The sequence below is a fragment of the Rossellomorea sp. FS2 genome (assembly GCF_047915635.1).
Classification (GTDB): domain Bacteria; phylum Bacillota; class Bacilli; order Bacillales; family Bacillaceae_B; genus Rossellomorea; species Rossellomorea marisflavi_A.
This window is the reverse complement of sequence record NZ_JBLRVS010000001.1, coordinates 1,023,321-1,041,156: the sequence shown is the minus strand read 5'-3', so window position 1 is coordinate 1,041,156 and position 17,836 is coordinate 1,023,321. Positions and strand designations below refer to the sequence as shown.

The window sequence follows — 17,836 nt, the reverse complement described above, 5'->3', positions numbered from 1 at the left end:
ATGTCCATCTTCAGGGTGGATTTTTATATAGCGATCAAGGTCATAAGTCACAGGTACAGTACACATTCTGGACCGAATTACCATGGACTAATAAAGTTGGATAAGGTAAATTATAAAAAAACCTAGGGTATCTCACCCGCTTTTAGGTTTTTTCTGATTTTATGGAAAAAATGTGTAGAAAGGGATTAGACAAAAAGAATGAGGGTAAATCAACTTTGAGATTACATACGGGAGGAATTAGATGGAATTATTCAACAAAATCATGTCCGGAACGAGCGACATCATCTGGACGTACATACTTATTGCAGGTTTGATCGGACTAGGAATCTATTTTTCCATACGGACAAATTTCGTACAATTCCGATATATCAAGGAAATGGGGAGGCTGTTGACGGACAAGAATACCGTTTCGGCTGAAGGGAAGCGGGGTATATCTTCCTTCCAGGCCTTCACCATTAGTACGGCATCCAGGGTCGGCACAGGGAACCTTGCAGGGGTTGCCACGGCCATAGCTGGAGGAGGTCCCGGGGCCGTGTTCTGGATGTGGCTGATTGCCCTTTTGGGGGGAGCGACCAGCTTCATTGAAAGTACACTCGCTCAAATTTACAAGGTCAAGGACGGGAAGGACGGCTTCCGTGGAGGTCCTGCCTATTATATGGAGAAGGGACTCAATGCAAGATGGATGGGGATCCTATTCGCCATCATCATCACATTCTGTTTCGGGCTCGTTTTCAACTCGGTTCAATCCAATACGATCTCTCTGGCCATGAATGAAGCCTATTCGTTCGATCGTTTGACCATCGGCATCATCCTGGCTGTACTCACGGCTGTGATTATCTTCGGTGGCGTCAAGAGGATTGCCAGTGTGACGCAGATTGTCGTACCTGTCATGGCAATCTTGTATATCTTACTGGCATTGTTCATCTTGATCCTAAATGTGACAGAAATCCCGGGTATGATCGCCCTTATATTCGAAAATGCATTCGGTATCAGGGAAGTCGCAAGCGGATCGGTCGGAGCGGCCATCATGCTGGGAATCAAACGGGGACTCTTCTCGAATGAAGCCGGTATGGGGAGTGCTCCGAATGCAGCGGCAAGCGCAGGGGTCACCCATCCAGCAAAACAGGGACTCATCCAGACGTTAGGTGTATTCACAGACACCCTGATCATCTGTACGTCGACAGCATTCATCATCATCCTATCGAATGAGTACATGGGTGGTACAGACGGCATTCAGCTGACCCAGGCAGCCCTCACCACGCACGTAGGGGGATGGGCCAATACGTTCGTTGCGATTGCCATCTTCCTGTTCGCCTTCAGCTCAATCATCGGAAACTACTATTATGGTGAGACCAACATCGAATTCATCAAGTACAGTCCCGTCACACTCTTCCTTTACCGATTAGCGGTCCTGGGCATGGTCATCTTCGGTGCAATGGTCGATCTGCAAGTCGTTTGGGACCTGGCAGATCTCTTCATGGGCGTGATGGCCATCATCAACCTCATCGCCATTACGCTGCTCGGTAGGATTGCCATTGCGGCTCTGAAGGATTACCGACAACAGAAGAAAGAAGGGAAAGATCCGGTCTTCTACTCCGATTCCATTAAAGGACTGAAAGGAATCGAAAGCTGGGATCCAAAACCTAAACAAGAAAAAAAGATTAACTAACATCATTCTAGTGCGTGACTCATCTCAAAAAGGTCGATTCCATTCCGGAATCGACCTTTTTATATGACCAATTATCGTTTGGAGGTCAGCGATAAAGGATTGAATGTAGCATTCTGCTGTAATGCTTTTATGCACTCAGCAATATGGAAGATCCCTTCACTGATATATTGTTGATCCACCTGAGAGATGCTGATTCTTATGGCCTCGCCTTGATTATGGGACAAGAACATCCTGGAAGTATCGGCAACCTGAACATCCCTCTCAGCGAGCATGCATGTCAGGCGCTCCGCTTTGACTCGCTCAGGTAGAAAGATGGTCAGATAAAAGCCGCTTACCGGCTTAGTATAGTGTACGTCGAGAGGCAGATACGTTTTACAGGCATCGGTGGCAAGGGAAAGTTTCGTTGCATATACCTCTTTGGCCCGTTGGATATGATAGTGGAACATCCCGTTTCGCAAATAGATTTCCAATGCTCCTTGAGTCAGAGGGGAAGTATTGAAATCCGCACTGAATTTGTACTGTGAAAAGGAGGGGAGGAGTTCCGCCGGAAGAACGACAGCAGCCAATCTCAATCCAGGAAGGAACACTTTAGAGAAACTCTTTACATAAATGACGCGATCATTCTGATCATGGGCATAGAGCGGATCGGCTTTTGGATCGGTATCGAGTTCCCCCAAGTAATCATCTTCGACTATATACACATCGTATTCCTCGGCGAGGGACACGATTTTTTTCTTTTCAGCATTCGTATAATGATGACCAAGCGGATTATGGCAGCGAGGTACGGTATAAAAGAATTTGATATCTCCTGTTTTAAACGTTCTTTCAAGCTCTTCAAAATCGATTCCATGCTTTGACAGACTTATTCCGATGGTCGGAATCCGGTGGAGCGTCAGGACATCGATCATCCCAAAATAGGTAGGTTGTTCAATGAGAATCGTTTTCTTCCCGTTCGGAAAAGGCAACAACGATAGTATATGCAAGGCTTGTTGAGAACCACTGGTGATCACAATATGATCGGTCTTGGTGAATATTTGCAGATTTTGCAGATAGCATACAAGCTCATTCCTCAGTGAAGGAAGCCCTTTGACATCATTATAAGTGAACAACTGCTCTTTATAACGGTCAATGGCTTGGTTCATGCAGTGCTGGAAATCTTCATAGGGCAATACGGCGGGATCGGGACCAGCCGATAAAAAATCAATCTGGACATCTGACATATGCGGCTTCTTGTAGTCATCGACAACAAAATAACCGCTTTTCTCCTTGGTATACAGGATATGCCTTTGTTTCAACACTTCTAATGCTTTGACAACCGTATTCTTGCTGCATTGAAATTGAATGGCCAGGGACCGTACCGATGGTAGTTTTCCACCAGAATGCAAACGGTTTTGATCCAATTCATGCATCACCCAATCTACGATGTGTATGTATTTTGTTGCTGACATGCTGCGGCTCCTCTCATCTGTCCCAGGACAGTTGACTAATTCCATCATATGAAAAATAAGCAATGCGGATTACAATCATCTGTACTTAGCATTATGAATGACTACAAAGGACTTGGGAAGGAGAAACAAGATGAAATATCCATTCAATAAGGGAATGCTCCTTGGTTTGATAGGGATCATTGCCTTCAGTTTGACGCTGCCTGCTACCCGATTCGCGGTTCCGTACTTTGGTCAAACCATTGTGGGATTGGGGAGGACGATCATAGCGGCGGTCATGGTCTGCCTTCTTTTTGCATTCAGGAAGCAGGCCTTGCCTGCCAAAGAGCATATAACCAGTTTAGTGATCGTAGCGGGAGGTGCTGTCCTGGCATTCCCCCTATTGACGACATTCGCAATGAAATCGTTGCCTGTATCCCACGGAGCTGTCGAGCTCGCTCTTTTACCGCTTGCTACTGCAGGATTCGCCATTTGGCGAGGAGGAGAGAAGCCTTCAAGACGCTACTGGACGGCCAGCTTGATTGCTGCCACTACCGTCATCCTCTATGCAGTCCATCTAGGTTTTGGTCACGTCCAGATGGGGGATATAGCCCTATTGTCTGCAGTCGTGATACTGGGGTTGAGTTATGCGGAGGGAGGAAAACTTGCAAAGGAACTGGGCAGCTGGCAGGTGATTGCATGGGCCATTCTGATCGGTGCACCATTTTTTCTCATACCGATAGTCTTGAATGTACATGTTGATATGCTGAAGGCACCACCTCTGGCGTGGTTGAGCTTGTTCTATCTTGGGGTGATCAGTCAATTCCTTGCGTATGTCGCATGGTATGGGGGCATGTCCTTGGGAGGCATTGCAAAAGTAGGGCAAATCCAATATGCACAACCCTTCTTCATGATTGGATTTTCATTCCTTTTTCTGGGAGAACCCGTCACCTGGTGGACCATTGCCTTTGCAGTCATCGTGGTCTTATGCGTCACAATTGGAAAAGATGCGCCGGTGAAGGGCGTTAAGCCGCGCTCTTCATAAAACGGTTCTTTAACCGAACAAAGAGGCTCTGTATAGTTCGCATAGTTTCCCTGCATTGAGAGAAAATACTAAGGAATATAAATAGCGGGGAGCGAATGAATGATGAAAAAAGAGTTGCTTTTTGCATTCGGGGCCTTTTTCCTGATGTCTCTGCATGCGATTGCAGGGAACAGCCTGACTGAGCCTCCTCAAACGGAGACCATGACAATCAAGACCTACAAAAAAGATGTAACTGGAGATGGTAAACGGGATATTATCAAACTGAACGCCATCCCATTTGAGCCTGATGCGCTGTTTTTAAAACAAATATGGGCCACGATCTCAACATCTGAAGGCAGTAAACTCAGAATCGATTATGAGGGAGGCTACGAACCGGAAATCACGTTTGCTGACCTCAATCATGACGGAGTCAAAGACCTTTTATACCGTGCGGCGACCGGAGGGAGTGGAGGTTTGTATAAGAATGCCCTTCATACGGCGAAAGGTGGAAAGATTCAGGAATTGGATCTTCCCTCGGGAATTACGATTGACGCACATTTTGAAGATCAGTATAAAGGGATCATTTCCTTCCCTGACACACAGCAGTCGTATACGGTAGACCTTTCGGAGCGGAAAGATGATTACGAGCGGCTTGGCATCTTTACAAAAGGCATCCTGAATGAACCGACGGAGCTCATGGTTGCACCGATTTCATTTTTTGAACCAACCAAGATACGGGGTAAGAAGGGAAAAGGGCTGAAAGGATATCAGCAGATCAGCGGTGCCTACCGTGCAGATGGTGTCGGTACGGCCACTTCTTATTGGTATTATGAAGACGGGAAGTGGAACCTCATGAAGATTGTATGGAAAACGGATCGCTAGGCACCCTACAAGCCCATTCGTCATATTCTGAAGGTATGTGAGCCCATCAATCCACAAGGAGGCTTATGCTGTGAATATGATCGATCCAGGACGTCTGCATGTCACGTACAGCCCGCCTGCATCCATTTTTGCCCCGATTGACCACAGGAGATATACTATGACTCATTCCGATTCTACGGGCGAGCTATATGTGACGATCGGCTGTGAATACGATGTGTCCGCCATCAATCCCTATATGAGGGATGAAGTACTGACAGAATGGGTGAGGGAGGATGGGCAATACCGGCTTAATGGACGCGTTTACATCTCTGGAGGGGAATTCGACCGACAGATGGCGCAGGTTCGCTACATGATCTTCAAAAGGGAGATGGGGACCGCATTAGCAGCCATCGTGAATGGTGATGCTGGATTTTTCACCTATCATCCATGGCTACTGGATGCACCCATCACGATTCATTTTGAATCGGTTTTCCCGGAGTATGATCAAATGGTTTATTTTGGAACGCCCAGACAATATGTGTGGCAATCTGAGCATAAGGATAGCTGATATCTTTATGCTTTTTTTATTGTAGTGAGAAATGGTTTTTTTTAGTATAAGAATGAACATTTTACTGTTACTGACAAAAGTGATGCTATCATAAAGCAACTATAATCAGAAAAGAATCAGCAAGGTAATGATTCAGCAAAGAATTTTTGGAACGATGAGCCATAAAGTCAACTATGCAAATAAGACTGCATAAGAAAAGATCAAGTGATATTGCTAATAGACATTATAAAGAGTAAATCCGAATTTTTATCTTGTCTCACTGAAATAAGTATACTTTTGATACGAGACATAATTAATGAAATCTACACAACTTCCTATAATAAATATTATGTAAACTAGAAAAAGCGTAACTATCTCATACCATCCATCCCCCATTTGTAATACATTAATCATGTGCTGCAGATGCCTGCAATAAGATTGATAAGGTCTTATTCTATTAACCAATATTTGATCACAAAATAAATCACTATATAGATCATATAATGCGGAAAAAATGTGTACTTCCGGTTAAAACCCTGTTTCACACCAAACTTGGTCAAAACCTTAACTATTCGAAGCAAGATCCAAACACATATAAACCCTATTAGGAGCCTGATCCATAAGATTCCCACTGCGGCATTGAACCAAGGAATAAATGCTACAGCGATTGTGAACACAATAAAGTATAAAAAATCTTCCAGTGACTGCTCCTTGTTTTCTGAGTGTCGCTGTGTATCAGCCAAAATCCTCACCTCCAGTTCTCACGTGCGAAAGAAACAGCCCGACCAAGGAAGCTATATAGGCGTACACCAGCATCGAAAATTCTCTGATTCCATAAAAAAATATACCAATCGCGCAGAAGGCAAAATAGGTTATGCTGAAATACTTCATAACTCTTTTCGGATCAAAATACATTCCAGCTAGAAATGTGATCATTGTTGAGGTAATCGCGGCTAACAATGAATATAAAGTAACGATATACAACACTCCACCCCCACTCCATTCACCTGTTTTAACTTGCGTGGCTTCTTACCATATAGTGTGACAATGTGAAGAAACGTCCTCTTAATTACATTCTCTTTCAACTACTATTCGTCACCCCTCTTTATTTTTCCTTTATTTGTATATTAGTCCATCTAACCTGCCTGGGTGAAAAGATATCGATAATCCTTTCCTCAAACTTGAAACTAAATCCCTTCTTCCTTCCCCTCCTCACATAAAAAGCACCAGTCGGACGACACTGGCTACGCAGTAATGTCCAACTGGTGCTATGAGATGGGATCGAGATCATCAATCAATCTGTATGTGTTTCTTCTTCGGAAATCTCGTTCACTTCCACCTTTAATTTTTTTATTCTACGATTTTCTACATCCTCTACAATGACTGTAAGCTTTTCATAAGAGAATTGGTTCCCTACTGCTGGTATTTCTCCAAACCTTTCAGCTACCCAACCACCGAGCGTGTGGTAGGTTGTCTCTGGTTCAGCCAGTTCGAAAAGGGTTGAAAATTGATCGATCGGGAATTGTGGATCAAAGCTGTAGGTGTGCTCTGAAATCTTCGTCACGAGCTGGATTTCCTCATCCTGTTCATCATAGATTTCACCAACGATTTCTTCTAGGATGTCCTCGAGCGTGATGATCCCGGTGGTCCCGCCGAATTCGTCTACCACGATGGCTAAGTGAACCTTCTCTTTCTGCAACTTCGGAAGCAACGAAGAGATCTTGGTTGTTTCAAAGACGAATTTGGGATCCCGGATCAATTCTTTTACGCTGACATCGCCGTATTTAAGCAGATGGGTGAAAAATTCCTTCTCGGAGAGAATACCGACAATCGTGTCGATGTCCCCATCATACACAGGAATCCGCGAAAATCGTTCTTCAAAGAAAAATTCCTTGATCTCCGAGATCGGTTGATTGATATCCACTGCCTTCACTTTCACACGTGGTGTGAGGACTTCAGAGACGGTAATATCATCGAATTCCATAGAGCGACTGATCAATTCACGCTCTTCAGAATCGATCACGCCTTCTTCCTGACCGATATCGAGCATCACTTTTAATTCATCTTCAGTGACTGAAGGCAATCCTTCTCCCTTGGCAAACATCCTCGAAACAAAGTCCTTCAGTTTGATGAATATAAAGTTGACAGGCGTCAAAAGTACAATCAGCAGATAAAGGATCCCGGAAATCGACAGTGAGTATCGCTCGGCATGCTCTTTCGCCAACGATTTTGGAAGGATTTCTCCAAACGTCAAAATCAAAAACGTCATTCCGAACGTACTGATCAGGATCCCTGCATTTCCCCCGATAAGGTCTGTAGCAAGTTTTGCCGAGATACTGGCAGCTGCGATATTCACGATATTGTTTCCAACGAGGATGGTAGAAAGGGCACGGTCAAAGTCTTCTGCGATCTTATAGGCTTTTTTACTCCCCTTGACTCCTTCGTCAGCAAAGTTTTTCAATCGAATTTTGTTGACACTTGAGAAGGCCGTTTCTGCTGATGAAAAAAAGGCAGAAAGCATGATCAACACAATAAGTATAACAATCGATAAAACAGGTAAATCGTCCAAAAAACGTTCACTCTCCTAATCGTTCAGTCGTTTTCATCCTCCTTGGATGAACTTCAGGGCATATTATACGGTTCGGTTTCCTTCCTGTACAGTAATTTGACTACTGAAACCGCTCAGCTCATACATAGAGCATGCCACGGAATCCTCTGGCAGCATAATAGGACTCCGCTCCGTTGTGATAAACGAATACCTTGTCGTATCTGCGGTCACAGAATAAAGCTCCTCCCAGATCCCTGATATCCTGAGGAGTCTGTATCCAGCTCGACGTCTTCAGGTCGAATTCATCTAGCTTCTGAAGGGATCGATACTGCTCCTCGGTCAGCATGTGGATCCCCATGGAAGCCGCCAGATCCATGGCATTGTGCTCCGGCTTATGCTTCTTCCTCGACTCAAGTGCCTTTAGGTCATAACAGGTACTTCTCCGTCCTTTGGGGCTTTCCTTCGAACAATCGCAAAACACGTAGCTGCCCCCCTCTTCTATTCCGATCACATCTGGTTCTCCCGACGTTTGCTCCATCTGATTCAATGACCATAGTTTTTCTGGTCTTTCCCACAGGGTTTGCTCGACCTTTTCCCATTCGATTCCTTCATGTCGGTGCATATGGGTATGGAAGCGATCCTTCAATGTATTTATCAGTTTATCGCTCTCCTCATGGGAAAGGTGCTTGTCTTCATTTGTGGATGCTGTCATCATTCATTCCTCCCTTTTCATATTTTTATCCGTAAGCAGACGTTCAAGATAGGGTGTTATGTAGCTGAGATATTCATCGGTAACGCCTTTCGGGAGGTTTTGAAGTGAAAAATACCTGAGATCGATGGATTCACTTCCGTCCTTCTTCATCGTTCCCCTCACGTCACCCGCTTCGTACACCGCAGTTACAGAATATAGCTCGTCCTGATTTGCCAGTTTGAAATAATAGTCTTCCCCTGAGTGGATTCCAAGCAGCTGCAACTGCCCGATTTCCAATCCGGTTTCTTCCCTCACTTCCCTGATTGCCGCTGCCTCCAGACTTTCACCCAATTCCAGCAGGCCGCCAGGAAGTCCCCAGTCTCCGTCCGTTCTTTGCTGAAGAAGAATTTCCTTGCGATGATTCAGAATGATCGCCACTGATCCTGCTAAGATAAGAGGCCTGTGCCCTACTAATTTTCGAAGTTCTTTGATATGGTCCATCCTCAGCCCCCTTTATAATGCTTATATTTATATATTATACTGGATAATAAAGCATTTTGGTGTCGGCCATGTCAAAGTGCCTTCATCTACTATAGAAAGGATGATCGAAATGATTGAACGGTTGGATCATGTTGTTCTGACAGTCGCAAGTATGGAAGACTCCATTCGATTCTACACAGTGGTACTGGGAATGGAGGAAATAACGTTTGGAAATGGTCGGAAAGCCTTGGCGTTTGGTGACCAGAAAATCAACTTGCACGAATACAAGCGTGAATTCGAGCCTAAAGCAGCCCATCCGACTCCCGGTAGTGCCGATTGGTGCTTCATCTCCAGTCTGGATCCAGACTCCCTCCAAAGACATCTCACCGCTCTTGGGATAGCGATCGAAGAAGGCCCCGTGACAAGAACCGGTGCCCTTGGCCCCATCTGTTCCATCTACATACGTGACCCGGACAACAACCTGCTCGAACTCTCTACCTACAAGAACGAATAGACAACATAGGGGGAATTGGACAGTCAGCAGGCTATCCTTTCATATCGAAGCAACATGCCACCTTCTGGCTTAGTCTCCCTATAACAGAACAAATGTTCCCTCCCCCGTAAAATCGGCACTTTCCCCAGTATCAGGACCTTAATTATCATTACTTATGACTTTTTTACATTAATTTCAAATATATTAGGGATTATGTTCTCACTAAAGGCCTTCAAATGCAAAAACTGGCCGTTCACGCCCATATCATCACGCTAGCCCATGCAGTCCCTCTCATGAAGAGGAACCGTTCAGCTCTGTTTGTGGAAATCACCGACGGAACGGACTATGGCTACAGAGCAAACCTTTATTACAGCCTCGCTAAGGTGTTCACGATACATCTTGCCGCAGTACTTGCCACAGAGCTGGCTGATAAACCATCACCGCCCTCTCCCTCACTCTAGGCTTCCTTCGCTGTGAAGCCATGCTTGAATTGTTCGGAGTGTCGGAAGAAAACTGGCAGGAAGGTGCCTCGACCGCCTCCCCCCACTTCCTTGCATCGCAATCCCCGGCATCTATCGGAGAAGCGGTGATACTTCTTGCACTGGATCCGGAGGTATCCCGCTTCAGTGGTAAATCCCTTAGCACATGGGCGCTCTCGGACGCATATGGATACACAGACGCAGATGGCACTCGTCCACACTGGGGGAACCATTATAAGGAGCATGCGGAAGGCGGAAACGAACAGCGGTGATGTACGGGTTTACGACGCTTTATGTGTACCACAACTCCTTTTCATCTCCTGTATTCATTTCAAGATGACTCTTGCCAGGATCGCTGGATGAAATTTCAATCAATGGGGTTTAGATCTGTAAAAAGGGGTATATAAGATGTATCTTAATAAGGAGGTAATCGACATGAATAAAGATCAAGTAAAAGGAAATGTAGAACAGGATAAAGGTGAAGCTAAAAAGCAACTGGGAAAAGCAACGGATGATAAATCCCTTGAGACCAAAGGACGCATGGAAAAAGGAAAAGGAAAAGCGAAGGAAGCATATGGAGATATGAAGGAATCCTTCAAAAAATAAGCAGGCATACATAAAGGGAACTTCCATATGGAGGTTCCCTTTAGTCTGTTGATAGTAGTCCCTCCCATCCCTTTGCTGATTTCGAACATACACCTACACATAAAAAAACCGATGGACCCTGACAGGGCCATCGGTTTTTAAATCAATTTTCAGCTAGCTTGGTTGTTGCTTTCGGTTCGTTTGTCTGTGGTGCGCCCTCCGGGTCCGGAGAAGGTGTGGCACGCTTGATGAAGAAGGAAAGAATCAATGCTACACCGGCTATGAAGGTGGCAACCAGGAAGGCATCGTTGATTCCTTCAAGCATTGCCTGCATGCCGATCTGAGCTTTCATTTCGGCCATGGCTGCGGCTGTCGGCTGACCACTGGTTGCCTTCTGAAGGGCTTCAGCAGCAAGCTCTTCCCCGTGAGTCGTGGTGCGCGTTGACATGACCGTCACGAGCAAGGCCGTACCGATGGCACCTGCCACCTGATTCAGCGTATTGTTCATTGCTGTACCGTGTGGATAATAGCGGGCAGGAAGCTGGTTTAATCCGTTCGTCGATACAGGCATCATGACCATGGACATTCCAAGCATCCGCACGGAATAAAGGATGATCAAATGCGTGTACGTTGTATCAAGTGTCAATTTGCTGAATGCATAGGTTGTGACGACCGTGATGGCCAAACCTGTCATGGCAAGGATGCGTCCACCGAATTTATCGAAGAGACGACCGGTGATCGGTGACATGATCGCCATGATGATAGCACCCGGCAGCAGGAGCAGTCCGGCATCCATCGGTGAGATGCCACGAAGTGTCTGTACATAGATCGGCAGTAAGATCATACCGGAGAACAACGCCATATTGACGACCATGGCAATGGCAGAAGAAAGGGCGAACATCGGGTAGCGATACACCCTGAAGTTCAACATCGGGCGCTCCTGACGTGATTGCCTGATGATGAAGATGACAAGGGAAATCACACCGATGGCAATTGCTCCGTACACATACGGGCTATCCCAGCCTTTGTCCCCTGCAGAACTGAAGCCGTAAAGGATTCCACCGAATCCGATGCTTGATAGAAGCAATGAGAAGAGATCCAATCTCATGGCAAGCTTCTCTTTTTTATCCTTAAGTCTGAAGAATCCGATGAGCAGTACGACGATGGCAATCGGCGTGATGAAGTGGAAGAGCATCCTCCAGTCATAATGCTCGATGATCCAACCGGATAGAGTCGGACCGATTGCCGGAGCAAACATAAGGATCAAGCCGAACACACCCATCGCCGCTCCCCTCTTCTCAACCGGGAAGCTTACGAGCATGACATTCATGAGTAGCGGCATCATGATGGCAGAACCTGATGCTTGAAGCATCCTTCCGCCGAGCAGGACAGGGAAGATTTCAGCAGTCCCTGCAAGTACCGTACCTGCTGTGAAGAGCAGCATGGCTGCCAAGAACAGGCGTCGAACGGAATATTTCTGGATCAGGAATGCCGTAGCGGGAATCAAGATCCCATTCACCAGCATGAAGCCTGTAGCCAGCCATTGGACAGTGGATGGTTGTACCTCCATATCCTTCATGATGGATGGCAGCGCTATGTTCAATAGTGTATTGTTTAAAAACGTGATAAAAGCTCCTATCATTAAAATGGCAATAATTCCATAAGGCGGGCGTTTACCTGTTGCATTGATTTTCTGTTCCATTTTCTCCTCCTGTACTACGGGTCTAATTTATTAGACTTCTGTTTCACAAAGTACATCATATACCACTGGTTTATAATTTGCAATCATAAAATTTCGGATTGCGTAAGGGTTTGTAGAACCCGAGTATTTGCGGTACTATTACAACTAGACAGGTAGTTTATGTATAAAGGATGATTGTATGAAAGACCGTAAGTTGCACGTGATAAAAATGTCTCATCAGCTCTTTATCGAGAAAGGATTCCTGGCCACGAGCATCCAGGATATCCTGAATTACAGCGGTATTTCCAAAGGTACATTTTACAACTATTTTTCATCTAAAAATGAATTGTTGATGGAATTGTTCAAATCCATATATATGAAGCTTGAAAAAGAACGGAATGACCTCTTGATCGGACAGAGTGCCGATGATCTCGATATCTTCATCCAACAAATCGAACTTCAGGTAGCAACGAACCGCTCGAATAAACTATTGACGTTGTTCGACGAAGTGGTCGTTCTCCATGATGAAGACCTGAAGGAATTCTTCCATCGCGGCCAGCTTCGCATGCTCCGTTGGTATTATCAGCGGTTCATTGATTTGTTCGGCGAGGAGAAGAAGACGTATTTGCTTGATTGCACGATTATGTTCATTGGTATCTTGCACCAGAACCTGAAGTATCATTCCTTTGCATTTGAAGGATCTGATGCCAATCTGCACGCCGTCGTGGAGTATAGCGTCAACCGGATCGTCCGGGTGGTGGAGGAAGCCTCTGAGTCAAGAGAGCAGCTATTCGACTATGAACTGATTGATCAATGGATGCCGGACTTCAGGGATCAGGATCCCGATTTTCAGAAGGAGCTGCATCACGTCATTCTCTCTATGAAACAGCAACCGCTTTGTGATACGCCGAGATATACAGAGCTTCTTGAATTCATTCGCGATGAAATGCTTCATCATCCGAAGCCCCGCCGCTTCCTTGTTGAGAGTGCGATGGACACATTGCGTCAGAACGACCGATTTTCCGAGGAAGCGCTGGACAAATTGAATCTTCTTATACACTCTTTTTTCGATTAACACAAGAAGCCATGCAGATTGGATCCTGCATGGCTTTCTTTATGCCAGGCTGACGAAAAAAAACGGCGTTCCCTGTCCTAATACCGTTCCATATCTGCCTGGTCCTGTGTAACAACCATAGCCTACCCCCTTTGGTGACAGGATGGGTGCACCAGGTCGTCTTGGGATGGGGGGATAGAACGTGGCAAGGGAAAATGGACCGTAGGCGTACGATGTATCTGGAGAGGTTGCCTGGCCATAATAAGGACCTTTGGATTCCATGTTGGGCATGTATTCCCTCCTCTCTCCTCCATCCTATTCAAAATGGATCCCCTGCGCTTTTCATCCTGGTCACGTTCCCATAAAAAAAGCCCTGGGGCATCGTGGCTCCAAGGCGTCTATAGTTGATAATCCAATTGAAAATCCGTGAGCACTTCGATGTGACTGAATCCTTTGCATGCATTTTCATAATGCCCCTCATTCACGAGTTCAGTGAATGACACAACCGTTTTGGTGTTCGTATCGAGATTGATGCGTTTTACTTTCAAATCCATGACGTGGTATACGTAAAGATCATTTTTTTGTTCATCATATCCGAGGATCGGACCGAAATAGGCTTCTGCTTCGATGGAAGGGTGCTTGAACGGGTAATCGTGTTGGAAGTACCATTCACAAGCGGGATAATATTTGAGAGATAAAAATTCCAACTGTTCGACTTGATGATCGATGACATCCCTGGACTTTTTCCAGTCTTGATAGAGCACTTCGGCTGTGACGATGTGGTGGTTGATCAATTCGCTCAGATGGGTCATGATGAATCCCTCCAATGGATATAGTCCTTATCTTTCGTACTTTTACTATAACGGATGCGAAGCTCCTTGTGTGTAAGGATTCCATGAAGAGTTTGTAAAGATTATAAAGATGGGCCTTATTGTTGAAAAAGACCCCTTTCACATGAAAGGGGTCCATTGTCAGTTGCTTTCTTTTCTAACCTGTTTCGTCTGCTTTTCAGCATCGTCTGCATTTTCGATTTTCTTATTGACATCATTTGTATTGTCAGAGGATTTTGCACGTATTTTTTTTAGTTCGAAGTACTTATCCATCACGCGCTTCCCGATCTTTTTATCCAAGTACGGATCCGCTACCCCGCTTGCCTGGATGTGAGAGTAAGGGATGACAACGGCATAGGACACTTCAGGGTTATCAGACGGTGCATACCCAATAATCGTTGTATTGTAGTTCAATTGACCGTTCACATACGTTTCAGCTGTCCCTGATTTACCCGACGCATCATACGGTGCACTGTTGAACTCGGTATACGCTGTTCCTCTCGGAAGATGGTACACATCGTGGAATCCAAGTTGTACATGGTTGATTTGGGCTGAAGTGGCATCTATACGATTTAACACTTTCGGCTCGTCTTCGTATACGATGGATCCCAGCCGTTTCTTATCTTCCGAGGGTTCCCTGATCTCCTTCATGACATGAGGCTCAATCCGGTACCCACCATTGGCGATTGTGGAAACATATTGAGCAAGCTGCATTGTGGTATACGTATCGAACTGGCCGATGGCATAATCCAGAAGGAAACCTGGATCCGTTGCTGTCCCTTTCAGTCCGGATGATTCACCAGGAAGGTCCAGTCCCGTCTGCACGCCCAATCCGAACTGGGCAAAGTGATTACGGAATACGTCGAATGCCTGAGGATTATTGACGATCGGTTCATTCGGCACATACTCTGCACCGGCAACTCGGAGGGCCACTTTCCACATATAAGAATTGGAAGAGATCCTGAGAGCGAATCGATCATCGATCGGCATCTGCCCATATTTGTTGAACCATGAAGATTTTACGGGTGTACCTTTGATATGAAGAGGTTCATCGACCAATGTCTCACCAGGGGTGAGATTCCCCGTCATATAACCCGTCAGGACGGTGGCGCCCTTAACGGCTGAACCCACTTCGTATGAAGAAGTGAACGTCCCGAGGGCCGCGTCCTGCAGTTCATATTTCCCCGTCTGGCTATTTTTCACATACTGTTTTCCTGCCATGGAAAGGACTTCACCGGTGTTAAGATTCATCATCACCACAAATGCCCGGTCAAGGTTCGGTGACACGTCCCTGTGGGCAACCTGCTTGGACAACTCGTCCTCAATGATCTTTTCGACTTCCCGCTGGAGGTCCATATCGATCGTCAGGACGACATCTTTACCGCTGTGGCCCGACTGCACGAGTTTGGAATCAATGACGCTTCCATTCTTCGTGATATCCTGGATCTGTTCTTTTTGTCCTTGGAGCACATCTTCATATTGCAGTTCTACGTAACTCTTCCCGACGCGGTCGTTGCGGTTGTAACCTTCGGCAAGGTACGCATCAATGAGGTTTTTCGGGAGACCTTCTTTCGATGAAGATACATTCCCAAGGATGGTCCTGAGCGTATCGTCGAATACATAAGCACGTTTCCAGTCCGTCGTGGTATTCACTCCCGGAAGTTCACTCAAGTGTTCACTGACCTTGGAGAATTCTTCTGTCGTGACGTTTTCGTTTTTGACGATTTGTGGGTTAAGGGCATATCCTCCAGCAAACTGACGATAGATCGAGATGATCTGAAGGTCTTTCTTTGTCAGGGAATCAAGTTCCTTATCCGTGATGCGGTCCAACTTCATCTTGTAGACCTTATCATTCACGTCATCCGTCGACAGTTCCTCATCCGCTTGGAGCTTTTGGATCTCATTTTCAGTCACAAGAGCCTCTGCCTTCTTCGGATGCTTGGTGATCCAGTAGTCCTTTTTGTCGCGTACGGTCACACCTTTTGTATCCATCGTGATGTACTTGGATAAGTTCGTTGCCACTTCGATCATTTCGTCGATGGAGGTCGTACTTGTCCTCGTATATGTAATGGCGTTCAGTGGAACATTGTCCACAATGACATTCCCGTAACGGTCGTAAATCTTTCCGCGTGGAACACTCGTCTTGACGACAACATCTTCCGTTCGTTCCACTTCGTTCTTGTAGTTTTCACCGTGGACGATCTGGACAAAACCCAATCTCATCTCGAGCAGGGAAAACAATAAGAACACGGAAAGGAACAACAGGTTCATCCTCATGGGAACGATGCTTTTTTTCTTGGATTTCTTGCTGCTTTTTCTCACTTTCTACGACACTTCCTTCATGTGAAAAACGTAACATTATCTAGTGTATAGAAAAATTCTTTATTTTTCTACCATTAACTTTGATCAATAATAGGAATAGGAACGTTTGCATTCTTTATTAAAATGAAAAAACCGGCAGCCATAAGAGCTGCCGGGTCTCGGGGAAATCAGGAAAATACCCGATCGATGAACGCTATTTGGTTTTCTGAAAGTGTCACGTCCATTGTTTTGAGATTTCGTTCTACTTGATCCCGTCTCTTTGCACCTGGAATGAGGACATCAAGGGAGGGGCGGGAGAAATACCAAGCAAGGACGAGTTGACTGATTTCGACCCCTTTATCATCTGCCAGCTGCCTTAGCTCTTCTACTTTTTGAAGGTTGGACTTGAATGTACTGCCATGGAAGTTCGGCATATCTTTTCTCAGGTCCCCGAACGTGTCGGTCTCCTTGTATTTCCCCGTTAGAAGTCCCGCTTCAAGGGGGAAATACGGAATGAATGTGATGCCGTGTTGTTCCGTATAGGGAAGCAGCTCTTTCTCGGCGGATCGTTTCAAGAGATTATATTCAGCCTGTAGTACGTCCACATGACCGTTCTTGTTCGCTTCCTTTAGCTGTCCAATATCGAAATTGGAAACACCGATTGCCCTTATCTTTCCTTGATCCTTCATTTCTTTCAATGCACCGACCGCTTCATCCTTTGGTGTATCTTCGTCAGGAAAATGAATATAGAATAAATCGATGTAATCCGTTTGCAGACGTTTCAAAGCCTCGTCGACGGATTGTTTAAGGAATGAGGGGGAGTTGGTGATTGTGACGTTACCATCCTCATCCAACTGATGGGCGGCTTTTGTTGCAATGGTTATTTCATCCCTCTTATAGTCTTTGATGACCTCACCAACAAGTTCCTCTGACCGTTTCGGTCCATAGATAAAAGCGGTATCAAGCAGGTTTACTCCACGATCGAGAGCAGTCCGGACGACTTTTTTTCCTTCTTCCTCATCAAGATTCGGGAACAAATTGTGCCCGCCCACTGCATTGGTTCCAAGACCTATGGGGAATACCTTTACATCTGAATGACCTAGGTTCACCTTATTTTGCATCTTGCTTCACTCCTTTGATTCAATCACTGGATGATACACTCCCCCATT

The 17,836-nt window shown here is 45.6% G+C and carries 17 protein-coding genes; 8 read left to right on the top strand and 9 right to left on the bottom strand.

Going from position 1 to position 17,836, the window contains the following annotated elements; all coding sequences use genetic code 11:
* Positions 1-241 precede the first annotated feature (241 nt).
* Positions 242-1,669 (top strand): alanine/glycine:cation symporter family protein, encoded by a 1,428-nt coding sequence (locus ACNA6I_RS05570; protein ID WP_048003661.1) that lies wholly within the window; start codon positions 242-244, stop codon positions 1,667-1,669.
* A 71-nt stretch (positions 1,670-1,740) separates the two neighbouring features.
* On the opposite strand, the gene ACNA6I_RS05565 is transcribed toward ACNA6I_RS05570, so the two are convergent.
* A complete protein-coding gene (locus ACNA6I_RS05565; protein ID WP_416313048.1) occupies positions 1,741-3,117 on the bottom strand; it encodes a PLP-dependent aminotransferase family protein in 1,377 nt (458 codons plus the stop codon).
* Between the two features lie 130 nt (positions 3,118-3,247).
* Here ACNA6I_RS05565 and ACNA6I_RS05560 point away from each other — a divergent pair, with 130 nt between their 5' ends.
* From ACNA6I_RS05560 to ACNA6I_RS05550, 3 genes are all read left to right on the top strand, one after another.
* Positions 3,248-4,138, top strand: coding sequence for a DMT family transporter (locus ACNA6I_RS05560; RefSeq protein ID WP_416313047.1), 891 nt, complete (start codon positions 3,248-3,250; stop codon positions 4,136-4,138).
* A gap of 99 nt (positions 4,139-4,237) precedes the next feature.
* Positions 4,238-4,999, top strand: a complete 762-nt coding sequence (locus tag ACNA6I_RS05555) for a hypothetical protein (protein ID WP_416313046.1) — start codon at positions 4,238-4,240, stop codon at positions 4,997-4,999.
* Between the two features lie 76 nt (positions 5,000-5,075).
* Complete coding sequence (locus ACNA6I_RS05550; protein ID WP_231593157.1) at positions 5,076-5,546, top strand: staygreen family protein; 471 nt, start codon at positions 5,076-5,078, stop codon at positions 5,544-5,546.
* A gap of 1,273 nt (positions 5,547-6,819) precedes the next feature.
* On the opposite strand, the gene ACNA6I_RS05545 is transcribed toward ACNA6I_RS05550, so the two are convergent.
* The 3 genes from ACNA6I_RS05545 to ACNA6I_RS05535 form a co-directional block, all read right to left on the bottom strand.
* Positions 6,820-8,094: a hemolysin family protein gene (locus ACNA6I_RS05545; RefSeq protein ID WP_048003667.1), complete on the bottom strand. Its 1,275-nt coding sequence runs from the start codon at positions 8,092-8,094 to the stop codon at positions 6,820-6,822.
* A 118-nt stretch (positions 8,095-8,212) separates the two neighbouring features.
* Positions 8,213-8,785 (bottom strand): DUF4256 domain-containing protein, encoded by a 573-nt coding sequence (locus ACNA6I_RS05540; protein ID WP_416313218.1) that lies wholly within the window; start codon positions 8,783-8,785, stop codon positions 8,213-8,215.
* A gap of 3 nt (positions 8,786-8,788) precedes the next feature.
* Positions 8,789-9,265, bottom strand: coding sequence for an NUDIX hydrolase (locus ACNA6I_RS05535; protein WP_416313045.1), 477 nt, complete (start codon positions 9,263-9,265; stop codon positions 8,789-8,791).
* Between the two features lie 109 nt (positions 9,266-9,374).
* On the opposite strand from ACNA6I_RS05535, the gene ACNA6I_RS05530 reads away from it, so the two are divergent.
* The 3 genes from ACNA6I_RS05530 to ACNA6I_RS05520 all read left to right on the top strand — a co-directional run bounded on the left by ACNA6I_RS05530 (position 9,375) and on the right by ACNA6I_RS05520 (position 10,822).
* The gene (locus tag ACNA6I_RS05530) at positions 9,375-9,758 is read left to right on the top strand and encodes a VOC family protein (protein WP_416313044.1); all 384 of its coding nucleotides are present in this window, start codon (positions 9,375-9,377) and stop codon (positions 9,756-9,758) included.
* A gap of 478 nt (positions 9,759-10,236) precedes the next feature.
* Complete coding sequence (locus ACNA6I_RS05525) at positions 10,237-10,488, top strand: hypothetical protein (protein ID WP_416313043.1); 252 nt, start codon at positions 10,237-10,239, stop codon at positions 10,486-10,488.
* Positions 10,489-10,651: 163 nt separating this feature from the next.
* On the top strand, positions 10,652-10,822 hold the full coding sequence (locus ACNA6I_RS05520) for a CsbD family protein (RefSeq protein ID WP_048003874.1): 171 nt from the start codon (positions 10,652-10,654) through the stop codon (positions 10,820-10,822).
* 142 nt (positions 10,823-10,964) lie between these two features.
* On the opposite strand, the gene ACNA6I_RS05515 is transcribed toward ACNA6I_RS05520, so the two are convergent.
* Positions 10,965-12,503: a DHA2 family efflux MFS transporter permease subunit gene (locus tag ACNA6I_RS05515; protein ID WP_048003672.1), complete on the bottom strand. Its 1,539-nt coding sequence runs from the start codon at positions 12,501-12,503 to the stop codon at positions 10,965-10,967.
* A 178-nt stretch (positions 12,504-12,681) separates the two neighbouring features.
* Here ACNA6I_RS05515 and ACNA6I_RS05510 point away from each other — a divergent pair, with 178 nt between their 5' ends.
* On the top strand, positions 12,682-13,557 hold the full coding sequence (locus ACNA6I_RS05510; RefSeq protein ID WP_048003673.1) for a TetR/AcrR family transcriptional regulator: 876 nt from the start codon (positions 12,682-12,684) through the stop codon (positions 13,555-13,557).
* 39 nt (positions 13,558-13,596) lie between these two features.
* Here ACNA6I_RS05510 and ACNA6I_RS05505 read toward each other — a convergent pair whose 3' ends face one another.
* From ACNA6I_RS05505 to ACNA6I_RS05490, 4 genes are all read right to left on the bottom strand, one after another.
* Positions 13,597-13,827, bottom strand: coding sequence for a hypothetical protein (locus tag ACNA6I_RS05505; protein WP_048003674.1), 231 nt, complete (start codon positions 13,825-13,827; stop codon positions 13,597-13,599).
* A gap of 107 nt (positions 13,828-13,934) precedes the next feature.
* Positions 13,935-14,348 carry a hypothetical protein gene (locus ACNA6I_RS05500; protein ID WP_416313042.1) on the bottom strand — a complete coding sequence of 138 codons (414 nt, stop codon included), beginning with the start codon at positions 14,346-14,348 and terminating at the stop codon, positions 13,935-13,937.
* A gap of 159 nt (positions 14,349-14,507) precedes the next feature.
* Positions 14,508-16,643 (bottom strand): peptidoglycan D,D-transpeptidase FtsI family protein, encoded by a 2,136-nt coding sequence (locus ACNA6I_RS05495; protein WP_416313217.1) that lies wholly within the window; start codon positions 16,641-16,643, stop codon positions 14,508-14,510.
* 212 nt (positions 16,644-16,855) lie between these two features.
* The gene (locus tag ACNA6I_RS05490) at positions 16,856-17,788 is read right to left on the bottom strand and encodes an aldo/keto reductase (RefSeq protein ID WP_048003676.1); all 933 of its coding nucleotides are present in this window, start codon (positions 17,786-17,788) and stop codon (positions 16,856-16,858) included.
* Between the last annotated feature and the right edge of the window lie 48 nt (positions 17,789-17,836).

Bases quoted from the DNA above. Each gene is read 5' to 3' on its own strand.
- ACNA6I_RS05570 (WP_048003661.1), top strand. From the start codon at position 242: ATGGAATTATTCAACAAAATCATGTCCGGAACGAGCGACATCATCTGG.
- ACNA6I_RS05500 (WP_416313042.1), bottom strand. From the start codon at position 14,348: ATGACCCATCTGAGCGAATTGATCAACCACCACATCGTCACAGCCGAA.
- ACNA6I_RS05555 (WP_416313046.1), top strand. From the start codon at position 4,238: ATGATGAAAAAAGAGTTGCTTTTTGCATTCGGGGCCTTTTTCCTGATG.
- ACNA6I_RS05530 (WP_416313044.1), top strand. From the start codon at position 9,375: ATGATTGAACGGTTGGATCATGTTGTTCTGACAGTCGCAAGTATGGAA.
- ACNA6I_RS05515 (WP_048003672.1), bottom strand. From the start codon at position 12,503: ATGGAACAGAAAATCAATGCAACAGGTAAACGCCCGCCTTATGGAATT.
- ACNA6I_RS05565 (WP_416313048.1), bottom strand. From the start codon at position 3,117: ATGTCAGCAACAAAATACATACACATCGTAGATTGGGTGATGCATGAA.
- ACNA6I_RS05490 (WP_048003676.1), bottom strand. From the start codon at position 17,788: ATGCAAAATAAGGTGAACCTAGGTCATTCAGATGTAAAGGTATTCCCC.
- ACNA6I_RS05510 (WP_048003673.1), top strand. From the start codon at position 12,682: ATGAAAGACCGTAAGTTGCACGTGATAAAAATGTCTCATCAGCTCTTT.
- ACNA6I_RS05540 (WP_416313218.1), bottom strand. From the start codon at position 8,785: ATGACAGCATCCACAAATGAAGACAAGCACCTTTCCCATGAGGAGAGC.
- ACNA6I_RS05550 (WP_231593157.1), top strand. From the start codon at position 5,076: ATGATCGATCCAGGACGTCTGCATGTCACGTACAGCCCGCCTGCATCC.
- ACNA6I_RS05560 (WP_416313047.1), top strand. From the start codon at position 3,248: ATGAAATATCCATTCAATAAGGGAATGCTCCTTGGTTTGATAGGGATC.
- ACNA6I_RS05535 (WP_416313045.1), bottom strand. From the start codon at position 9,265: ATGGACCATATCAAAGAACTTCGAAAATTAGTAGGGCACAGGCCTCTT.
- ACNA6I_RS05520 (WP_048003874.1), top strand. From the start codon at position 10,652: ATGAATAAAGATCAAGTAAAAGGAAATGTAGAACAGGATAAAGGTGAA.
- ACNA6I_RS05495 (WP_416313217.1), bottom strand. From the start codon at position 16,643: ATGAGGATGAACCTGTTGTTCCTTTCCGTGTTCTTATTGTTTTCCCTG.
- ACNA6I_RS05505 (WP_048003674.1), bottom strand. From the start codon at position 13,827: ATGCCCAACATGGAATCCAAAGGTCCTTATTATGGCCAGGCAACCTCT.